The organism is Actinobacillus indolicus, from assembly GCF_004519515.1.
GTDB classification, from domain to species: domain Bacteria; phylum Pseudomonadota; class Gammaproteobacteria; order Enterobacterales; family Pasteurellaceae; genus Glaesserella; species Glaesserella indolica_A.
The window spans coordinates 458,561-476,786 of record NZ_CP038145.1 but is presented as its reverse complement, the minus strand read 5'-3'; the positions used below and the strand labels follow the sequence as shown (position 1 = coordinate 476,786).

General features: G+C 39.7%; 16 protein-coding genes and 1 riboswitch. Of the genes, 14 read left to right on the top strand and 2 right to left on the bottom strand.

All coding sequences use genetic code 11. The annotated features are described in order from the left end of the window. Window positions 1-110 precede the first annotated feature (110 nt). The 8 genes from ruvA (at window position 111) to oppF (ending at window position 8,372) form a co-directional block, all read left to right on the top strand. On the top strand, window positions 111-719 hold the full coding sequence (gene ruvA, locus EXH44_RS02255) for a Holliday junction branch migration protein RuvA (RefSeq protein ID WP_162856092.1): 609 nt from the start codon (window positions 111-113) through the stop codon (window positions 717-719). Window positions 720-741: 22 nt separating this feature from the next. Then, on the top strand, window positions 742-1,740 hold the full coding sequence (ruvB, locus tag EXH44_RS02250) for a Holliday junction branch migration DNA helicase RuvB (RefSeq protein ID WP_162856091.1): 999 nt from the start codon (window positions 742-744) through the stop codon (window positions 1,738-1,740). Between the two features lie 4 nt (window positions 1,741-1,744). Then, window positions 1,745-2,533 (top strand): hypothetical protein, encoded by a 789-nt coding sequence (locus tag EXH44_RS02245; protein WP_162856090.1) that lies wholly within the window; start codon window positions 1,745-1,747, stop codon window positions 2,531-2,533. Window positions 2,534-2,799: 266 nt separating this feature from the next. Next, entirely contained in the window at window positions 2,800-4,437 is a 1,638-nt protein-coding gene (locus tag EXH44_RS02240; RefSeq protein WP_162856089.1) for an ABC transporter substrate-binding protein, read from the top strand. 97 nt (window positions 4,438-4,534) lie between these two features. After that, a complete protein-coding gene (gene oppB / locus EXH44_RS02235; protein WP_162856088.1) occupies window positions 4,535-5,458 on the top strand; it encodes an oligopeptide ABC transporter permease OppB in 924 nt (307 codons plus the stop codon). Between the two features lie 12 nt (window positions 5,459-5,470). Beyond that, window positions 5,471-6,388 (top strand): oligopeptide ABC transporter permease OppC, encoded by a 918-nt coding sequence (oppC, locus tag EXH44_RS02230; protein ID WP_162856087.1) that lies wholly within the window; start codon window positions 5,471-5,473, stop codon window positions 6,386-6,388. 8 nt (window positions 6,389-6,396) lie between these two features. After that, window positions 6,397-7,380 (top strand): ABC transporter ATP-binding protein, encoded by a 984-nt coding sequence (gene oppD / locus EXH44_RS02225; RefSeq protein ID WP_135672918.1) that lies wholly within the window; start codon window positions 6,397-6,399, stop codon window positions 7,378-7,380. Beyond that, window positions 7,377-8,372: a murein tripeptide/oligopeptide ABC transporter ATP binding protein OppF gene (oppF, locus tag EXH44_RS02220; RefSeq protein WP_162856086.1), complete on the top strand. Its 996-nt coding sequence runs from the start codon at window positions 7,377-7,379 to the stop codon at window positions 8,370-8,372. The genes oppD and oppF overlap by 4 nt, the downstream gene beginning before the upstream one ends. Window positions 8,373-8,436: 64 nt before the next feature. Here the strand turns inward: oppF and EXH44_RS02215 are convergent, their stop codons facing one another. Then, the gene (locus tag EXH44_RS02215) at window positions 8,437-9,804 is read right to left on the bottom strand and encodes an alanine/glycine:cation symporter family protein (RefSeq protein ID WP_162856085.1); all 1,368 of its coding nucleotides are present in this window, start codon (window positions 9,802-9,804) and stop codon (window positions 8,437-8,439) included. Window positions 9,805-9,908: 104 nt separating this feature from the next. After that, window positions 9,909-10,032, bottom strand: a riboswitch (glycine riboswitch). A gap of 239 nt (window positions 10,033-10,271) precedes the next feature. Between EXH44_RS02215 and hemC the strand changes: the two genes are divergently transcribed. The 4 genes from hemC to EXH44_RS02195 are packed head-to-tail and all read left to right on the top strand — an operon-like array spanning window position 10,272 to window position 14,646. Then, complete coding sequence (gene hemC, locus EXH44_RS02210) at window positions 10,272-11,201, top strand: hydroxymethylbilane synthase (RefSeq protein ID WP_162856084.1); 930 nt, start codon at window positions 10,272-10,274, stop codon at window positions 11,199-11,201. A gap of 1 nt (window position 11,202) precedes the next feature. Then, the gene (locus tag EXH44_RS02205; RefSeq protein ID WP_162856083.1) at window positions 11,203-11,949 is read left to right on the top strand and encodes a uroporphyrinogen-III synthase; all 747 of its coding nucleotides are present in this window, start codon (window positions 11,203-11,205) and stop codon (window positions 11,947-11,949) included. A gap of 28 nt (window positions 11,950-11,977) precedes the next feature. Next, window positions 11,978-13,366, top strand: coding sequence for a uroporphyrinogen-III C-methyltransferase (locus EXH44_RS02200; protein WP_162856082.1), 1,389 nt, complete (start codon window positions 11,978-11,980; stop codon window positions 13,364-13,366). 11 nt (window positions 13,367-13,377) lie between these two features. Then, complete coding sequence (locus EXH44_RS02195; protein ID WP_162856081.1) at window positions 13,378-14,646, top strand: heme biosynthesis protein HemY; 1,269 nt, start codon at window positions 13,378-13,380, stop codon at window positions 14,644-14,646. 80 nt (window positions 14,647-14,726) lie between these two features. Here the strand turns inward: EXH44_RS02195 and EXH44_RS02190 are convergent, their stop codons facing one another. After that, entirely contained in the window at window positions 14,727-15,071 is a 345-nt protein-coding gene (locus EXH44_RS02190) for a DUF5339 domain-containing protein (RefSeq protein WP_162856080.1), read from the bottom strand. A gap of 440 nt (window positions 15,072-15,511) precedes the next feature. Between EXH44_RS02190 and EXH44_RS02185 the strand changes: the two genes are divergently transcribed. Together EXH44_RS02185 and cydB are read left to right on the top strand one after the other, a co-directional pair. Beyond that, the gene (locus EXH44_RS02185) at window positions 15,512-17,062 is read left to right on the top strand and encodes a cytochrome ubiquinol oxidase subunit I (RefSeq protein ID WP_162856079.1); all 1,551 of its coding nucleotides are present in this window, start codon (window positions 15,512-15,514) and stop codon (window positions 17,060-17,062) included. A 13-nt stretch (window positions 17,063-17,075) separates the two neighbouring features. After that, a complete protein-coding gene (cydB, locus tag EXH44_RS02180; RefSeq protein WP_162856078.1) occupies window positions 17,076-18,224 on the top strand; it encodes a cytochrome d ubiquinol oxidase subunit II in 1,149 nt (382 codons plus the stop codon). Window positions 18,225-18,226 lie beyond the last annotated feature (2 nt).

Sequence of the window (18,226 nt, the reverse complement as noted above, 5' to 3'; positions counted from 1 at the left end):
GTGATGCCCGCTTTTATTTTGCAAAAAATTCACAGAATCTCACCGCTTGCTCTGTTATTTTATCCAGTTTTCCGCTATTCTAGCGCCTTTATATTAGATGGATAAATACAATGATCGGACGACTTCACGGCAAAATTCTCGAAAAATCACCACCAGAAATGGTACTAGATGTGCAAGGTATTGGCTATGAATTACTGTTACCTATGACGAGTTTTTATAGTCTGCCTGCAGTGAATGAAGAAGTGACTATTTTTACTCACTTAGTTGTGCGTGAAGATGCGCATTTATTGTTTGGGTTTGCACAAAAACAAGATAGAACCTTATTCCGTGAGTTAATTAAAACTAACGGTGTTGGTCCTAAACTTGCCCTTGCGATTTTATCTGCAATGTCTGTCTCCCAATTTGCTACGGCAGTAGAGCAAGAAGAGTTAGCTAAGCTCACGAAAATTCCAGGCATTGGACGTAAGACGGCTGAGCGTTTGCTCGTGGAGCTTAAAGGCAAATTTAAAGGTATGGCGCAGAGTGACTTCTTTGAAGAACATACTACTACAAATCATGTTGTGGCACATGATAGCCAAGATCCTGCAGATGAAGCTCAAGATGCCTTAATTGCATTAGGGTATAAGCCAGCCGATGCAGAGAAAATGATTAAGAAAGTGAATAAAGCGGGCATGACAAGCGAACAGCTTATCCGTGAAGCATTAAAAAATGCATTATAACGTAAGAAATAGATAACGAATTATGATTGAAGCAGACCGAATTATCAGTGCAACAGCAAAAAATGAAGATGAAACGATTGATCGTGCAATTCGCCCTAAAATGCTTGCGGACTATGTGGGGCAGGCATCAGTGCGTGAGCAGATGGAAATTTTCATTAAAGCGGCAAAGTTGCGTAACGATGCATTAGATCATCTTTTGATTTTTGGCCCACCAGGTTTGGGGAAAACCACCCTTGCGAATATTATCGCCAATGAAATGGGGGTAAATATCCGTACCACATCAGGTCCTGTACTTGAAAAAGCAGGGGATTTGGCGGCGATGTTGACCAATCTTGAACCTTATGATGTGTTGTTTATTGATGAAATTCACCGCTTATCGCCAGCGATTGAAGAAGTGCTTTATCCTGCGATGGAAGATTATCAATTAGATATTATGATTGGCGAAGGGCCTGCGGCACGTTCTATTAAACTTGATCTTCCTCCCTTTACACTCGTTGGTGCGACAACGAGAGCGGGATCCTTAACTTCGCCATTGCGTGATCGTTTTGGGATCGTTCAACGCCTTGAATTTTACTCTGTGGACGATCTCACTTCTATTGTGAGCCGCAGTGCGAACTGCTTAAACTTAAATTTATCGCCAGAAGGGGCATACGAAATCGCACGCCGTTCACGTGGTACTCCTCGTATCGCCAACCGTTTATTACGCCGAGTGAGAGATTTTGCTGACGTACGAAACAATGGCGTGATTTCTTCTGATATTGCTAAACAAGCCTTAACTATGTTAGACGTGGATTCCGAGGGCTTTGATTTTATGGATAGAAAACTGCTTTCTGCAGTTATTGAACGCTTTGACGGAGGCCCTGTTGGGCTAGATAACCTTGCAGCTGCTATTGGTGAAGAAAGAGATACCATCGAAGATGTCCTTGAACCTTATCTCATTCAACAAGGTTTTTTACAAAGAACACCACGCGGGCGAATTGCCACATCACGCACTTATAGCCATTTTGGGGTAGTTAAATAGAAGAATGACGACAGTAATATATATTCCTAAGGATTTTGTTGCTTGTGATGGACTATGGTCTACACCATTTGGACAATTAGCCCTTGAAAATCACTATATTGCTAAGTATTTATATGTAAATGATAAAATCATCGTATTTGCAGGTAGTGAGTATGCTATTGTATGTTTGCAAGCACTTTTTAGAAAAATAATATCAAGGGAGTATTATCAAAAGATTGCCGAAAAGCATTTTTTAACGGGCGATTCTCTTGAGTATCTCATTATCAATATACATACAGGGGAATTAGAAAAATTTCTATTGCCTAAACACTATCGACCTTTTGCTAATGAAATTTATCATTTAGGTTCAGGCGGTGAGTTTGCTGCACATTTTTTCTTTTATGCTAAAAAATATCATTTTCAAACTAAAAATGGTAAAAATAATGTGGAAGGTGCTTTAAAATATGCTTATTATAAAGACTCTCTTTCTTCAGGAGAGCCGACCATGATCAAATCATGGAATCCTAAATACATTATAGATACGACCGTCAACAACGATAATGCAATTTATGATTTCCTACTTGAAACTCGATTTAAGGAGCTAGATATGTATATTAACCATCTACATCAAGATTTACAGACATCTCTACCTAAAAATCTGACGCTTTTAAGTGCCTCGCTTAACTATGCATATCATAAATATCGACCTTTAGAAACAGCACCTTCTACAGAAGCCGATATTGTTATGCCTTGCGATGTTGAGAATATTTTAAAAGATGTTGATTTTGTTTTAAATTCGACATTCTCTGAATAAATATCAACGCTTACTTTATTTTAATCTAAATACTCAAGCACATATCTTTTCGGCTTTAGTAACAACAAGCGGTCTGATTTTAAGAAATTTTTGCAAAATTTTCTCATGAATATACCGCTTGTTTTTTATGCAAAAGTAATTAAATTTCTTGATATAACTCACATATCTAAAAAATCTCTTGGAAAAACTTTAACAAAAACTTTACAAACTAAATTTTTTGCGATACTAATTAGCGAATTCTCACAACATCATATGGAGACATTTCTATGCAAACAACGTTTACCCGTTCTTTATTGGCAAGTGCGATTGCACTTGGTCTTTCTGTTTCTGCTTTTGCAGCAAAAGTACCTGAAGGTACTGTGCTTGCAGAGAAGCAAGAAGTTATTATTAATAACAGCTCAGAACCATCAAGTTTTGACCCTCATAAAACGGAAGGCGTGCCAGAAGCACAGGTTTCATACCAATTATTAGAAGGTTTAGTGACTAAAGATTCAGCGGGTGAAGTGATTCCGGGTGTAGCGGAAACATGGACAAACTCGGATGATTTCAAAACATGGACATTCAAATTACGCAAAGATGCGAAATGGTCTAATGGCGACCCAGTTACCGCACACGATTTTGAATTCTCTCTTAAACGTTTAGGCGATCCGAAAACCGCATCACCTTATGCGAGCTACTTAAACTACCTTCAAGTTGAAAATGCACAAGACATCATTGATGCGAAAAAAGCACCAAGCGAGTTAGGTGTTAAAGCGCTTGATGATTACACTTTAGAAATCAAATTAAGCAATCCAGTGCCATACTTAGTTGGTATGATGACTCACCAAACCATGTTACCAGTGCCAAAAGCGGTGGTTGAAAAATTAGGTGATGCATGGGTGAAAAAAGAGAATTATGTAGGTAATGGTGCATATAAACTCGCAGAACACGTGATCAACGAAAAAATCGTCTTTGAACGTAACCCACTTTATTGGAACGATAAAGAAACTGTGATCAATAAAGCGACATTCTTAATGATTTCAAATGCAAGTACAGACGTACAGCGTTACCGTGCGGGTGATTTACATATCACAGGTTATGCATTACCGCCGGAACAATTCCCAACACTCAAAAAAGAAATCCCGAATGAAGTGTTTGTAACCCGTACACTTGCAACCTACTACTATGAACCAAACAACGAAAAAGCACCGTTTAACGATGTGCGTGTACGTAAGGCATTAAACCTTGCGTTAGATCGTAACGTGATTACGGATAAAGTATTAGGCCAAGGTCAAACCCCGACTTACGTATTTACACCACCGTACATCACGGAAGGTCACTTAATCCAACAGCCTGAATATTCAAAACAAGATATGGCATCTCGTAAAGCGGAAGCGATCAAATTGTTAGAAGAAGCTGGCTTTAGCAAATCAAATCCACTTAAATTCACGTTGTTGTATAACACCAACGAGAACCACAAAAAAGTGGCGATTGCAGCGCAATCTATCTTAAAACAAAACACAAATGGTATTGTCGATATCAAGCTTGAGAATCAAGAGTGGAAAACCTTCTTAGATACTCGTCGTAGCGGTAACTATGATGTAGCGCGTGCAGGTTGGGCGGCTGACTATAACCAAGCATCGACTTTCGGTAAATACTTCTTGTCTAACTCAAGCAATAATACAGCTAAATATAAGAGCGAAGCTTATGATGCAGCAATCAATGCAGCATACAAAGCGGGCAATGCCGAAGAGCGTGCAGCAGCCTATGCGAAAGCCGAAGCACAGTTAGCGAAAGATTATGCGATCATTCCTATCTATAACTATGTAAACCCACGTTTAGTGAAACCATTCGTGAAAGGTTATGAAGGTAAAGATCCACAAGATGATATCTTCTTAAGAAACTTATATATTATTAAACAATAATTTTTTGTAAGCGGTGCGATCTTCTTAAAAATTTGCAAATTTTTGAGATGATCGCCCCGCTTGTTTTATTTATTAAGTGTGGATTGGAGATTTGCCTATGTTGAAGTTTATTGTGAAAAGGATTTTAGAAGCAATTCCGACGCTTTTCATTTTAATTACATTTTCATTCTTCCTAATGCGTCTTGCACCAGGTAGCCCGTTTACCTCCGAGCGTGCTTATCCGCCTGAAGTGATGGCGAATATTGAAGCGAAATATCACTTAAATGAACCGCTCTATAAACAGTATTTCATTTACTTGGAAAACCTGTCTAAAGGGGATTTTGGGCCGTCTTTCAAATATAAAGATCAAACGGTGAATGATTTGATTGCTTCTGCTTTCCCTGTCTCCATTAAATTAGGGGTTGTCGCCTTTATTTTTGCGGTCACATTGGGATTATTGGCAGGAACGGTTGCCGCCTTGAAGCAGAATAGTAGGTGGGACTATATTGTGATGTCCTTTGCCATGACGGGCGTTATTATGCCGAGCTTCGTCTTTGCACCGTTATTAGTGCTATTCTTTGCGATTTACCTCAAATGGCTACCCGCAGGTGGCTGGAACGGCGGACAACTTTATTACATGGTCTTGCCGGTATTATCATTAACCATTGCTTATGTAGCAGGGATTGCACGTATTACCCGTGGTTCGATGATCGAAGTGTTACACTCTAACTTTATCCGTACCGCAAAAGCGAAAGGATTACCGCTAAGCAGAATTATCTTTAAACATGCTTTACGCCCTGCGTTATTACCTGTGATCACCTATTTAGGCCCTGCTTTTGTCGGGATTATTACCGGTTCAATGGTGATTGAAAGTGTTTTCGGTTTACCGGGTATCGGACAGCTTTTCGTCAACGGTGCGTTAAACCGTGATTACTCTTTAGTGTTAAGTTTAACGATTTTGGTCGGGACATTAACCATTACCTTTAATGCGATTGTGGATATTCTGTACGCCGTGATTGATCCGAAAATTCGTTATTCATAAGGAGTCAGTGAGATGTTAAATAACAAAAAGAATCAGGAACTTGCTGAAAAATTGGCGGAGCAAAATACCGATCTGATTTTAGAAGGTCGTAGCCTTTGGCAAGATGCTCGTCGCCGTTTCTTCCGCAATAAAGCGGCGGTTGCCAGTTTGATTATTTTATTCTTTGTGGTGCTGTTTATTACCTTTGCACCGATGCTTATGCCGTTCAGCTATGAAGATACCGACTGGAATATGATGAGTGCCGCACCAGATATGGAGTCAGGACACTATTTCGGTACAGATGCTTCTGGGCGTGATTTGCTTGTGCGAATTGCCATGGGCGGACGGATTTCATTGATGGTCGGGATTGCCGGAGCATTAATTGCAGTGGTGATCGGAACAATTTACGGTGCGATTTCAGGCTATGTCGGTGGTAAAGTGGATATGGTAATGATGCGCTTATTGGAAATCTTAGGATCATTCCCATTTATGTTCTTCGTGATTTTATTGGTGACATTCTTCGGTCAAAACATTCTCTTGATTTTCGTGGCAATCGGGATGATTGCATGGCTAAGCCTTGCTCGTATTGTGCGTGGTCAAACGCTCAGCTTGAAAAACAAAGAGTTTATTGAAGCGGCGATTGTCTGCGGTGTGCCGAAACGCCAAATCATCTGGAAACATATTATCCCGAACGTATTAGGTATCGTGGTCGTTTATGCCTCGTTAGAAGTACCTTCTCTCATCTTATTTGAATCGTTCTTAAGTTTCTTAGGCTTAGGCACACAAGAGCCGATGAGTAGCTGGGGTGCATTATTAAGCGATGGCGCAGCTCAAATGGAAACATCGCCGTGGTTATTGGCATTCCCAGCCTTTTTCCTCTGCTTAACCTTGTTCTGTTTTAACTTTATTGGCGACGGTTTACGTGATGCCCTCGATCCAAAAGATAGATAGGAGATCTCATGTCAGCGATACATAATTTACTTTTAGACGTGCAAGATCTGCGTGTCAATTTTAAAACCCCCGATGGCATGGTCACCGCCGTAAACGATCTCAACTTTACCCTTGATGCAGGGGAAACATTAGGGATCGTAGGGGAATCTGGTTCAGGGAAATCTCAAACTGCTTTTGCGCTAATGGGCTTATTGGCGGCAAACGGGATTGTATCAGGCTCGGCAAAATTTCGTGGTAAAGAGTTAGTTAATTTACCGACTGCGGAGCTAAATAAAATCCGTGCCAATGAAATTGCGATGATCTTCCAAGACCCGATGACCTCGTTAAATCCCTATATGAAAGTCGGCGAGCAGTTGATGGAAGTGTTAATGCTCCACAAAGGGTTAGGTAAAGAAGCCGCATTCAATGAATCGGTCAAAATGTTAGATGCGGTGAAAATGCCAGAAGCCAAAAAACGTATGGGCATGTATCCCCATGAGTTTTCAGGCGGTATGCGTCAACGTGTGATGATTGCCATGGCATTACTGTGTCGCCCGAAATTATTGATTGCTGATGAGCCGACCACTGCATTAGATGTGACGGTTCAAGCTCAAATCATGACCTTATTGAATGAACTTAAACGAGAATTCAATACTGCCATTATCATGATTACCCATGATTTAGGGGTAGTGGCAGGGATCTGCGATAAAGTGTTAGTTATGTATGCAGGCAGAACCATGGAATACGGCACGGCGGATCAAATTTTCTATCATCCGACCCACCCTTATTCGATTGGTTTAATGGATGCAATTCCACGTTTAGACGGACAAGCGGAAACCTTAGTCACCATTCCAGGCAATCCGCCGAATTTATTACAATTACCAAAAGGTTGTCCGTTCTCGCCACGTTGTAAACATTTTAGCTCTCAATGTCTAGTTGCCCCGCAACTCGAGCGTTTAGATGACGGTCGTTTACGTAACTGTTGGATTCCAGTGGAGAAGTTTGCCCTATGAACCAAAATATGACAGAGAAAAAATTGATTCTTGAAGTCACAAACTTGGATGTGAACTTCAAAATTAAAGATAAAAAAGCCCTTTTTTTTGCCAAACCGCAAACGCTCAAAGCGGTCAATAACGTATCGTTTAAATTATACGAAGGTGAAACCTTAGGTGTGGTTGGAGAATCTGGTTGTGGTAAATCAACCTTAGCTCGAGCCATTATCGGCTTGGTTCAATCATCAGCAGGGAATATCGTTTGGTTAGGCAAAGATTTGAGTCATCAATCAAAAGCAGAATGGAAAAATACCCGAAAAGATATTCAGATGATTTTCCAAGATCCGCTGGCTTCACTCAACCCTCGTATGAATATCGGCGAAATTATCGCAGAACCGTTGAAAATTTATCAACCGCAATTAAGCGATGCGGAAGTGAAAGAACGTGTACAAGCGATGATGATGAAAGTGGGATTATTACCAAACTTAATCAACCGCTATCCTCACGAGTTTTCAGGCGGACAATGTCAGCGTATCGGGATTGCCCGAGCGTTGATTATTGAACCGAAAATGATTATTTGTGATGAACCTGTTTCAGCGCTCGATGTATCGATTCAAGCTCAAGTGGTGAACCTATTGAAATCGTTACAAAAAGAGATGGGCTTATCACTGATTTTCATTGCCCACGATTTAGCAGTGGTAAAACATATTTCCGATCGTGTGTTGGTGATGTACTTGGGTAATGCGGTGGAGCTAGGCACTGATGATGAAGTGTATAACCACACTAAACATCCTTATACCAAAGCATTAATGTCTGCGGTGCCGATTCCTGATCCAAAATTGGAACGTAATAAAGAAATTCAATTACTGGAAGGGGATTTACCATCGCCAATTAACCCACCGTCTGGCTGTGTGTTTAGAACACGCTGCCCACTTGCCGATGAAAGTTGTGCGAAGGAAAAGCCGGTATTGAAAGGCAGTGATAGCCATTTTGTCTCTTGCTTTAAAGCCTAAATACAAGCGGTTGGATCTGTAAAATATTTTGCAGATCTGACCGCTTGTTTATCTTAGAAGGTTGTTATTCAATCAACCCTTTTTTCAATCGTTCAAAATAACTTCTCGTTTCTTCAATCACCACATGGCGTAATGCCACTAATGCAACTAGGTTCGGGAATGCCATTAAACCATTCACAATATCAGCAATCGTCCAAATAGTGCTTAATTTAATGAATGGTGCAACAGCGATCAATGCAATAAACACTAAACGATAAAACTTGATCCATTTTGTTTTGCCCCCTGTTAAATAGACAAAACAGCGTTCGCCATAGTAGCACCAACCCAAAATCGTGGTGAAGGCGAAAAAGACAAGGCTTACAGTCACAATAACTGCACCGAGAGAGCTACTTAGCCCTTCAGAAAAGGCTAAATTAGTTAATTTTGCTCCTTCTGCGGAACCACTCCAAACACCTGTTAGTATGATGACTAAACCTGTCATTGTACAAACGATGATGGTATCGAGGAATGTTCCTGTCATAGAGATTAACCCTTGACGTACTGGCTCTTTTGTATGAGCTGCAGCTGCTGCAATAGGTGCTGAGCCTAAACCTGATTCGTTCGAGAAAATACCTCGAGCGACACCAGCTTGAATGGCCTGCATTACGGTAAAGCCAAAAATACCACCAAGTGCAGCTTGCGGATTGAAGGCTGCATGAATAATCAATCCAATCGTTTCAGGAATTCTGTCAGCGTGAATAATTAAGATGAAAACAGAGGCTGCCACGTAGCTTATCGCCATAAATGGCACGATCACCATAGAAATTTTAGAAATACGTTTTACGCCACCCAGTGTAATTGCCGCTACGGTTAAGGTTAAAATAACCGCAGTAATGTTGATTGGTAGGCTAAAGGTATCTTCTAATGCGGTTGTGATACCGTTAATCTGAGGGAATGTGCCGATACCAAATAGGGCGACCATTACACCAAATACAGCGAATAATTTCGCGAGCCATTTCCATTTTTGTCCCATGCCTAATTCGATGTAATACATTGGGCCACCAGCAATAAAGCCGTCTTTATCTTTGGTACGGAATTTGAGTGCAAGTAAACATTCAGCATATTTGGTTGCCATGCCAAAAAGAGCAATAATCCACATCCAAAAGACTGCGCCGGGTCCGCCTGCTTGAATGGCAGTGGCTACACCAACAATGTTTCCTGTGCCAATAGTGGCAGCGAGTGCAGTGGAAAGCGCACCAAAGGCAGAAATATCACCTGATTGATTATCGCCTTTTTCTCGTTTAAACATATAAGAAAAAGCACGTGGTAAGCTGAAAAATTGGATAAGCTTTAATTTTAAGGTGAAGTAAATGCCTACACCTGAAATTAAAATGAGGAGGGGAGGTCCCCAAACGATACTGTTGATATTATTTAGAATGGTGTCGATTGACATAATTGATTCCTCGTAAAAACTACTTACAAGGAAAGAAAAGCGACAAAGACAAGCGGTCAGATTTTGCAAAAAATTTGCAAAATGTCACCGCTTGAGTGATTCTACTTTTCTCCCCTGTCCTTTTGCCTGAGCGTTTCACATGACTTACTGTATATCGTTATGTCGTTGCTTGCGCCTTCGGCGTCCATTTTCTGCTTTTGCAGAGTGGATCTCTCCAAGGGTTCGTCCAATAGCTGTCCTCGCTGTCGCACCTGAAAGATTTTACCTCGTCGGTGTAGGGTTGATTCCCTACTCTCCAGCTATCTTCATCCGAACTATCTTCTTCATATAAGAAGGGCGCAAATTCTAGCAATTTTTATTTATCAGTCAATGGGGAATTTACGGAAAAATCGCTGTAATCTTTTGGCAGATGAGGCAAATAGTGGTAGGATAAGCACTATTTTCATGGCTGATAAAAAGTATAATAAATGAAAGAGATTCTACGTATTGCCACTCGCCAAAGCCCTTTAGCATTATGGCAGGCCAACTTCGTTAAAAACGCATTGGAACAGCGTTTCCCTCAATTATCTGTCGAATTAGTCACGATGGTGACAAAAGGCGATATCATTTTAGACACTCCGCTTGCAAAAATCGGGGGGAAAGGTCTATTTGTCAAAGAACTAGAATTAGCGTTATTAGAACATCGAGCAGATATCGCAGTACATTCGATGAAAGATGTGCCGATGGAATTTCCTGAAGGGTTAGGCCTTGCTGTGATTTGTGAGCGAGAAGATCCTCGAGATGCGTTTGTTTCGAATAAATACAATTCCCTTGCTGATTTACCAAAAGGGGCAGTGGTCGGGACTTCAAGTTTACGTCGTCAATGTCAATTAGTCGCCAAATATCCTCATTTACAAGTTAAGCCATTGCGTGGCAATGTGGGAACACGTTTGAGTAAGCTTGATAATGGAGAGTATGATGCCATTATTCTTGCGTCTGCAGGCTTGATTCGTTTAGGTTTAGCTGAACGTATTCGTGATTTTATTTCAGTAGAAGATTCATTACCTGCGTGTGGACAAGGTGCTGTGGGCATTGAGACCCGTTTAAACGATGAGCGCGTGTTAGGCTATCTTGCAGAATTAAACCACCAACCGACCGCTTGTTGTGTACAAGCAGAGCGTGCGATGAATACACGTTTACAAGGTGGTTGCCAAGTGCCTATTGGCGGTTATGCAACTTTGCATGGTGATGAGATTTCATTAAATGCTTTGGTAGGAGCGTTAGATGGTTCAAGTATTGTTAGAGCATCTGCCAAAGGCCATGTAAAAGACGCTGAAAAACTAGGTGTTGATGTGGCGGAAATGCTACTTGCAAAAGGTGCTGACGAAATTCTAAAAGCAGTTTACCAAAGCGAATAAGATGAATGTTTTAGTGACACGCCCAGACCAACGTGGGCAACAGCTCGTTGAGTTATTAGCAGAAAAACAGATTTTTGCCTTACATCAGCCACTTTTTTCGGTTGCATCAGGTAAGGATTTACCTCAATTACCCTCTGCGATTGCTCGACTAAATCGTGGTGATTATGTTTTTGCGGTGTCTAAAAATGCGGTAGATTTTGCCTATGAAACATTAAAGGAAACGGGGTTTCATTGGCGAAGTGATTTACATTATTTTGCGGTAGGACAAGGAACTGCACAATATTTTTGTGCTCAGATAGAGCAGAAGGTCATTTATCCGATAGAATCAGAGAATAGCGAAGGCTTGCTTGAGCTGCCTCAAATGCAAGATTTAAGCGATAAAAATGTATTAATTTTACGTGCAGATTCAGGGAGAGAGTTATTCCCAGAACAAGCTCAATTAAGAGGCGCTCAGGTTCACATTTTAGAATGTTATCAGAGAATTATTGCTTCTGATTTGCCGGAACAAATTAGCTTGGCAAAACGCATCGGCATTGATGTGATTGTGATTACAAGTGGTGAAATCCTGCTTACTCTTTTTGAGCAGACAGCAGAAAGTGAGAGAAATTGGTTATTTGAATGTCGGTTGGTGGTTGTTGGGCAACGTATTGCTAAATTAGCGATTAAATTAGGCTGGAAGCCAGAAAACATTCAAATTTCAGAGAAAGCAGATAATCAAAGTTTATTGAAGTTGTTAATCAATCATTGAATTTAACTTAACAAAACAGGTGGGATCTATGTCAAAACAGACCAAAAAACAACATGCGAATGACACTGTTGTCGAGAATACAGCAGAAACTGTGGAATCCGCTGTAAATAGTGAAGTCGAACAAGCGGAGAGTTCTTCTCAACATTTTACAAAAGAGGTTGAGATAGAAAAATCTGAAAGCAGAGTAGAGAGTGAGCCCGTGGAAAAAGAAGTCAAAGTGGTCGAAAAAACAAAATCAGGTGGTACTGCACTTGCATTACTTGCGTTATTAGTGGCGTTAGGTATTGGTGCAACAGGGCATTTTTTAACAAATAATAAATTTGCTCAGGTGGAATCTCAGATCCAAGCATTAGCACAAAAAGCATCAACAGCTCAGACTGGTTCAGTTGAGATTCCAAATTTCGATAAGGAAAAGGCACAGATTGCGGAGTTAGTGAGTAATTACCAAAAATCGTTATCGAAAGTAGAGCAATTAGAGCGTGAACAGGCAGTTTATACACAACAAATTAATGCGTTGAAAGATCAGATTCAAAAATTAGGCGCAGGTCCAAAAACGGATCAAACTGTTTGGTTATTATCTGATGCCGATTTCCTCCTCAATAACGCACTACGTAAGGTTGTATTAGATAATGATATTGATACAGCACGTAGCTTATTGATTGAAGCAGATAATGTGTTAAGTCAAATGTCTGATTCTCGTGTGTTAGCAGTGCGTGATGCCATTAAAACCGATTTAAACCAATTAGCGAGTGTGAATAAAGTTGACCAAAATAATTTGATGCAACGTTTAGCACAGCTTGCAAATCAGGTTGATGATATGCCTTTAGTTGCACCAGAAGATGAAGAAGCTGCTGTAAGTAATGGGGAAGTGAGTGATTCAATCAACGATTGGCAAAAAAATATCGAGAAAAGTGCAGATTCATTCTTAAATCACTTTATCCGTATTAGTGACAAAGGGGCTGTCAGTGAGAAAGCCTTTATTGCACCAAATCAAGAGATTTATTTACGTGAAAATATCCGTTTACGCTTACAGATTGCGATTTTGACCATTACACGTCAGCAAAATGAGCTATATAAACAATCGCTTGAAGCAGTAAGTACGTGGGTAAGAAGCTACTTTGATGTGCAAAATGAGCAAGTGAAAGCATTTTTAAATGAAGTCGATGATTTAATTGAGCAGTCTATTTATATTGATGCACCAAGCCGTTTACAAAGCTTAGGATTATTAGACCAATTACTGAATAAAGCACCACAGCCGATTGGTAAAATTCAGCTAGATGCCGATAAATCATTGGAGCAATTGAGTGTGAAACCTGCAGAAGCTCCGGTCGCACAACCAGCTCAAACGCCAGCAGAACAGCCGGTTCAAGAGGCTCCTGCAGCGGCTGAACCAAAACCTGCAACTGAGCAGCAATAAGGAGATAGATTATGTTTCGAGTTCTCTTTTTAATGATACTGGTTTTAGCAGGATTAGTATTAGCACCTTATATTTCAGGGCATCAAGGTTATGTGCGTATTGAAACCGCAGGCAAAGTGATTGAAATGAGCCTTGTGATGTTGGTGATTTTTTTTGCGGTTGCTATGGCGGTAGTTTACAGTTTAGAGTGGATTTTCCGTCGTTTCTTTGGCTTAAGCCGCGGAGCATACCAGTGGTTTGGTACGCGTAAACGTAAAAAAGCACAGCAACAGACTCTCGAAGGCTTAATGAAGATGACCGAAGGGGATTATTCTAAAGCTGAGAAATTGATTGCGAAAAACGCAAAACATTCAGATGAGCCTGTATTAAACTTCATTAAAGCCGCAGAAGCTGCACAGCAACGTGGTGATGAATTAAGTGCGAATAAACATTTAATTGAAGCAGCTAAAATTGCAGGTCCAAATAGTGTTGCAGTAGAATTAGCACGTACACGTATTTTATTACAACAAGGTAAATTACCAGCAGCTCGTAGTGCAGTTGATAGTTTATTAGTACTTGCCCCAAATAATGCTGAAGCATTACGCTTAGCGATTGAGATTTATCGTAAATCAAAAGCCTATAATGCGTTAGATGATGTGTTGGAACAAGTTGGTCAACGTAGTTTCCTTTCTGTAGAAGAATTTGAGGCTCTTGAGCGTGAAGTTGATGATGGCTTACTTGACGAAATTATGAATGAAGAAGGTCAAGAAGGCTTGCTCAAATGGTGGGATAACCAACCAAGCCGTCGCCGTCGTTCTGTCTATGTACGTGTTGGCTTAATTAAACGTTTAATTGATACAGATGATCATACCTCAGCTGAGGAGCTTGCTCTTGAAACTGTGAAGAAATTCCAAGATGAGCAGTTGGATCTCTTATACCCTCAATTAACACGTTTACAAGTTGATGAAGAAAGTAAGCTATTAAAACTCTTGAAAAAACGTAGTGAGAAAGCGCGTGAAAATTATCAAGATGATTATGCAAGAGTACTTGGCTACATTTACGCACGTGAAGGTCGCTTTAGTTTAGCTAAGCCATACTTTGTTCAATTATTAGATCACAAAGAGTGTGTGAATAAAGATCGCATTATGGCGCTTTATGTTGCTGAGCAAACAAATGATTTCGCTCTAGTTAATCAATTAAAAGCAGAAAATCTGAAAGAAGTGAACGTAGATATTCAACCTACTGCTCAAATAGAGCCTGTATTGGTACTACCTGTACCAGAAGAGATGAATAAGTCATAAATGAAAAAATCCTACCAGCTTTGGTAGGATTTTTTTTATCTATATTAAGGTTGAGGCCTCAAGCCTATTTCAATTACCTTTTATTCAGTAATATTATTTTGTTTTAAGTTATTTAATGCAACAAGACCTTTATCACAGCTTTTCTCTTGTAATGTTAGATCCATTTTTAAGATCTGCTGTTTAGAAGATGATAACTTATTTTTCATCTTTTGCATTTGGGTATGTGTTCCAGGTTGCTTTTCTGCATCAGCAATAAGTCTATCAATTTCTTTGAACATTTGTTGGCATTGCTGTGGCAATTTCCCGCTAGACTGTGCTTTAGCAATTGAAAGAGAAGACGTTTTCAACTCAGTTGCTGAACCACTTACCGCAATGAGCAATGTACTGCTTGCAATAATTATTGAACGTAAAAGAGATATTTTCATCGTTTTCCTAATGGTTAGTTAAACTGTTTGATTAAGGATTTCGCATACTAACATAATTAAAAAGGTTTCGTCACGGATTATTTGGATCTATTTTTGATCTTCAATTGTAAATATTTTGTTAATTTATTCAGTTTAATGATCTAATATTTGATTAAAAAAGTAGGATATAAATTAATTTATAGTTAAATAAGTTGATTTATATCAAGTAGATATTTGGAGTAGGTCTCTATTTTTTAAATATTTAGCTCTAAAATGTGATCAATGTAATAGATTTGCTATTTTTTATTTTGTGGTTTACGAGTAAAATAGATTCTTGACATTGATACATAAATAGTCAATTTATTGGGTGTTTATGGTTACGTCAAAGCTTTATTTATTGGGTGATTACCAGATTATCTCGTAATCAATAATTCAGACTTGTATATACAAAGAGGTTTGAGATGTTAGACGTTGTTGAACTCTCACGTTTGCAGTTTGCGTTAACTGCTCTCTACCACTTCTTGTTTGTACCGCTTACATTAGGTCTTTCTTTCGTTCTTGTGGTGATGGAAACCTTATATGTAACAACGGGTAAAGAAGTGTATAAGGATATGACAAAGTTCTGGGGTAAGTTATTTGGTATTAACTTTGCCTTAGGGGTAACGACAGGGATTACAATGGAATTCCAATTCGGTACTAACTGGTCATATTATTCTCACTATGTAGGTGACATCTTTGGTGCTCCATTAGCGATTGAAGGCTTAATGGCGTTCTTCTTAGAATCTACCTTCATTGGTCTTTTCTTCTTTGGTTGGGATCGTTTATCAAAAGGTAAACACTTACTAACGACTTTTGCGGTCGCATTTGGTTCTAACTTCTCTGCATTGTGGATCTTAGTTGCGAACGGTTGGATGCAAAATCCAGTTGCTTCTGAGTTTAACTTTGAAACGATGCGTATGGAAATGGTCAGCTTCTCTGACTTAGTGTTAAACCCAGTAACACAATCTAAATTCTTACACACTGTTTCAGCAGGCTATACCTGTGGTGCGATCTTCGTATTAGGTATTAGTGCATACTATATCTTAAAAGGTCGTGATCTTGGGTTTGCTCGTCGTTCATTCTCAGTAGGTGCGAGTTTCGGTTTAGTCGCTATCATTTCTGTATTAATTATGGGTGATGAGTCTGGCTATGAAATCGGTAAAGCACAGCCTGTGAAATTAGCGGCAATGGAAGGTGAATTTGAAACTCACCCAGCACCGGCTGCGTGGAATGCGTTTGTTATTCCTAACACCGCTGAAATGAAAAATGAAATGGCAATTTCAATTCCTTATGCTGCAGGTATTATCGCAACACGTTCTTTAGACAAAGAAATTAAAGGTTTGAAAGATCTTCGTGAAGAGAATGTACAACGTGTACGCAATGGTATTGTTGCCTATGGTTTATTAGAAAAATTACGTTCTGGTAACTATACTGAAGCAGATAAAGAAGCATTTAAAGCGGTTCAAAAAGATCTTGGCTTCGGTTTATTGTTAAAACCATATACAGACAAAGTTGTTGATGCAACAGAAGAGCAAATCTTAAAAGCAGCAGCGGATACTATTCCAAACGTAGGTCCAACATTCTGGTCATTCCGTATTATGATGGCTGCTGGTGGTTTAATGTTATTACTCATTATCGCAGCATTTGTTCAAAATGTACGCGGTACAGTAGGTACTAAACCATTGTTATTAAAAGCATTGTTATGGGGTATTCCACTTCCTTGGATTGCGATTGAAAGCGGTTGGTTCTTAGCTGAGTATGGTCGTCAGCCTTGGGCAGTATATGAAGTATTGCCAACAGGGGTTGCGAACTCTGCATTAACAGCAGCAGATCTTTGGATCTCAATCGGCTTACTATGTGGTTTATATACCGTATTCTTGGTAGTTGAAATGTATTTAATGTTCAAATATGGTCGTCTTGGCCCAAGTGCATTAAAAACAGGTCGTTACCACTTTGAACAATCTGCGAAATAAGTAGGAGTAAAATATGTTAGATTATGAAGTTCTACGCTTTATTTGGTGGATTTTAATTGGTGTACTTTTAATCGGCTTTGCAATTACCGATGGTTTCGATATGGGGGTATTAACCCTATTACCAGTGGTAGGTAAAAGCAATGTTGAACGCCGTGTAATGATTAACTCAATCGCTCCGCACTGGGACGGTAACCAAGTTTGGTTATTAACTGCTGGTGGTGCGATCTTTGCTGCGTGGCCAACGGTATATGCGGCATCATTCTCTGGTTTCTATTTAGCGATGGTATTAGTGCTTGCGGCGTTATTCTTCCGCCCAGTAGGTTTTGAATACCGTGCGAAAATTGATGACCAAAAATGGCGTAATGCTTGGGACTGGGGATTATTTGTTGGCGGTTTCGTTCCATCATTAATCTTTGGTGTTGCATTCGGTAACTTATTACAAGGCGTACCGTTCCACTTCAATGAGTTAAACCAAGTGACTTACGAAGGTTCAACCCTTTGGAAATTATTAGGCTTATTAAATCCATTTGCATTACTTTGCGGTGTGGTAAGTTTAATGATGCTAACAACTCAAGGTGCAACTTGGTTACAAATGAAAACGACAGGTGAATTACGTAATCGTGTAAGAAATGTGGCTCAAGTAACTGCTTTAGTGGCTTTAGGTGCATTTTTACTTGCAGGTGTTTGGGTTTACTTCAAAGACGGTTTCGTGATCACAAGTGCTTTAGATCATAACGGACAATCTACTCTAGTGAATAAAACTGTTGTATTAGAAAGTGGTGCCTGGTTTAAAAACTACTTTGAAATGCCAGTATTATTCATCATTCCTGGTTTAGCTGTGATTGGGGCATTAGGTACTGTGGTTAGCTCTAAAGCAAATAATGGTGGACTTGCATTCTTATGCTCATCAATTATGCAAGCGGGCGTAATTTTAACGGCAGGTGTTGCAATGTTCCCATTTGTAATGCCATCAATTACTCATCCAGAAATGAGCTTAACGATGTGGGATGCAACTGCAAGTCATAACACATTAACCGTAATGTTTATTGTTGCCTGTATCTTTGTTCCGCTTGTATTAAGCTATACAATTTGGACTTACTTCAAAATGTTTGGTCGTCTTGACGCTAAATATATTGAAGAGAAAAGTGCAAGTTTATACTAAGG